Consider the following 3,072-nt stretch of genomic DNA (forward strand, 5'->3'; position numbering starts at 1 on the left):
GCGATGCATCGGGCGCCGCCGCGCCGGGACGCGCCCTGGCGGCACCGGCGCCAGCGCCGTCGTTTCCACCACCGGCACCCCTGGCGGCGCCCGCGGCGACTGGCCTGCCCGGCTTGCCGCCCGGCAGCGCCCTGTTGCCCATGGTGATCAGCCCTTTGGCCGCGCCGCCCGGCCCGCCGGTGCAGACCCGCGAGCCCGGCCAGGTGGTCGCGTACTGGGCCGCGGCGGACGAAGCCGACGCTGCGATGGCCCGGCTGGCGCGTGAGCGGCAACTGCAGCCCGTCGCCGTTTCGCGGCTGGAGGCCCTGGGCGGCGTGCTGGCCGTGTTCCAGCTGGAGAGCGCGGCGCAGGCCGCCGATTTCCGAGAACAGTTGCTGCGCGACTTTCCCGGGCTCGCCGTGGACTTCAACACACGCTACCGCCCGTTGCAGCCGGCCAAAGCCAGGCCGCGCATTTACCTGCCGCAAAAAATCGACCAACCCCCGGCAGCGGCGGAGCCTGCGGATCTCGGCGTGGTGCGCGTGGGCATTGTGGACGGGCCGGTGGCGGCCATCGCGGCGCTGGCGGGCGCCAGCATAGTCCGAAAAAGTTTCCTGGCCGCCGGCGAGACGGCCGCAGCCGCGGGCCACGCCACGGCGATTGCCGCGCTCATCGCGGGGCAGGACGCCGCCGTTCCCGGTTTCCGGGCGATGGCGCCCGGGGCCAGCCTGCGCTCGGCCGAGATCATGCGCAGCATGGGCGCTGAGGACAGCACGCACAGCGCGGCCCTGGTGCGCGCGCTGGACTGGCTGCTGGCCGAGAAAGTCCAGCTCATCAACCTCAGCCTGGGCGGGCCCGGCGACGCGGTGATGCAAAAAGCCTTTGCCCGGCTCGCCGGGTTTCCGGTGGCGTTGGTCGCGGCGGCCGGCAACGGCGGCCCGGCGGCGCCGCCGGCCTACCCGGCGGCCTATCCCGGTGTGATCGCCGTGACGGCGACCGACGCCTCCGACAACGTGTATGCCGCGGCCAACCGCGGCGCCTACATCACGCTGGCGGCGCCCGGCGTGGACCTCTGGGTTCCCGATGGGGCCGCTGGCCACTATGTGAGCGGCACCTCGTTTTCCGCGGCCGTGGTGAGCGCCGCCGGCGCGCTCCTGCTGGCGCGCAACCCGCTGCTCAGGGCCGGGCCGCTGGCCCGGCAGCTGTGCCGCGGCGCCCGGGACCTGGGCGCGCCCGGGCCCGACCCGGTCTTCGGCTGCGGCCTGATCCAGGTCGGGGCTTCGCTGCGCGACGAGCGGCTATGACGGGGTTCCCGATGGTCAGATTCACGGTATGCGGTACTTACTACAGGCGTTATGCTTATGACAAACACTACAACAACGGCTCTGCCACTGCTCCCGTTTGCAGTCTGTGCGGATTCTGACGGGCACCTATGGCACGCATTCTGATAGTTGACGACGATCCGGCACTGCTCAAGCTGCTGTCATTGAGGCTCCACTACGAAGGCCATGTTCCGGTCGAGGCGAACAGCGGCGCGGTCGCGCTGGCCAAGCTGGACCATGAGCTGCCCAACATCCTGATCACCGACCTGCGCATGCCGGGCATGGACGGGCTGCAGCTGTTTGAAGCCGTGCACCGGCGCTACCCGCTGTTGCCGGTGCTGATCCTGACGGCCAACGGCACCATCCCCGACGCGGTCAACGCCATGCAGCGCGGCGTGTTCGGTTACATCACCAAGCCTTTCGAGGGCGCGGACCTGATGCTCGAGGTGAACCGCGCGCTGGAGGTGTCGTCCACCCTGGGCGCCGACATGCCCGGCGACCTTCCCGGCGAAGCCTGGCGCGAGGCCATCATCACGCGCAGCCCGCGCATGGAAAAGCTGCTGGCCGAGGCCAGGCTCATGGCCCGGAGCGACGCCTCGGTGCTGATCCACGGCGAGAGCGGCACCGGCAAGGAACTGCTGGCGCGCGCGCTGCACGCGTCCAGCGCGCGTTCCCATGAAACGCTGGTGGCGGTGAACTGCGGCGCCATCCCCGAAAACCTGGTGGAGTCGGAGCTGTTCGGCCACGTCAAGGGCTCCTTCACCGGCGCGGTGCGCGACAGCGTCGGCATGTTCACCAGCGCGCACCGCGGCACCATCTTCCTCGACGAGATCGCCGACCTGCCGCTGGCGATGCAGGTCAAGCTGCTGCGCGTGCTGCAGGAGCGCGAGGTGCGGCCCGTGGGCGCATCGAAGCCGCACAAGGTCGACGTGCGCGTGATCTCCGCCTCCAACCGCAAGCTCGAGGACGAGGTCGCCGCGGGCCGGTTTCGCGAGGACCTTTTTTACCGCCTCAATGTGGTGGGCCTCACCTTGCCGCCGCTGGCCGAGCGCCGCGAGGACATCGCGCTGCTGGCCAACCATTTCATGCGCAGCCTGGCGCAGCGCTACGCCAAGCCGCTGACGGCTTTCGCGCCGGGCGCGCTGGAGCTGCTGGGCACGGCGTCCTGGCCGGGCAATGTGCGGCAGCTGCAGAACATGGTCGAGAAATGCGTGGTGCTGTGCACCGGCACGCTGATCCCGGTCACGCTGGTGCAAAACGCGCTGACCAGCCAGGGCTCCGAGCTGCTGCCGCTGGACGAGGCGCGCAAGGAGTTCGAGCGCGGCTACCTCACGCAGCTGCTCAAGATGACCAACGGCAACGTGGCGCAGGCGGCCAAGCTCGCCAGGCGCAATCGCACCGATTTTTACGCGCTGCTGGCGCGGCACGAGCTTGAGTCGGCCAGCTTCAAGGCCTGAAGGCGCAGGGCGCCTTGCCGGGTCTTGCGCCGGCTTGCGCGCCCTTGCCCTCTGCATAGGGTTGCTGGCCGGGGGTAGCCCGGCGGCTACTCACTTTTCTTTTGCTTCGCCAAAAGAAAAGTAAGCAAAAGAAAAGGCGACCCTGGTTGCTGCGTCCCTTCGCTTCGCTACGGGCAACCTGCGGTGCTCGGCTCAGGCGGGGTCTCGCTAAACTCGCCTTCGGCTCAGACAACGCGATCCCTGATCCGCCTGAACCTCCGCTCCTCGGCGCATCCACAAGGGGTGGGGAAGGAATACCAAATACTGAAAACCAC

Annotated in this window: 2 protein-coding genes; both read left to right on the forward strand. The window is 69.4% G+C overall.

Going from position 1 to position 3,072, the window contains the following annotated elements:
- Positions 1 to 1,283 (forward strand): S8 family serine peptidase (locus AC1D1F_RS24665; RefSeq protein WP_477700881.1); only part of this gene is annotated, 1,283 nt, incomplete at its 5' end.
- Positions 1,284 to 1,411: 128 nt separating this feature from the next.
- The gene (locus AC1D1F_RS24670; RefSeq protein WP_477677427.1) at positions 1,412 to 2,758 is read left to right on the forward strand and encodes a sigma-54-dependent transcriptional regulator; all 1,347 of its coding nucleotides are present in this window, start codon (positions 1,412 to 1,414) and stop codon (positions 2,756 to 2,758) included.
- Positions 2,759 to 3,072: the final 314 nt, after the last annotated feature.

Source organism: Polaromonas sp. P1_H6, from assembly GCF_056405195.1.

Coding starts and splice junctions, on each gene's coding strand:
- AC1D1F_RS24670 (WP_477677427.1), top strand. CDS start 1,412: ATGGCACGCATTCTGATAGTTGACGACGATCCGGCACTGCTCAAGCTG.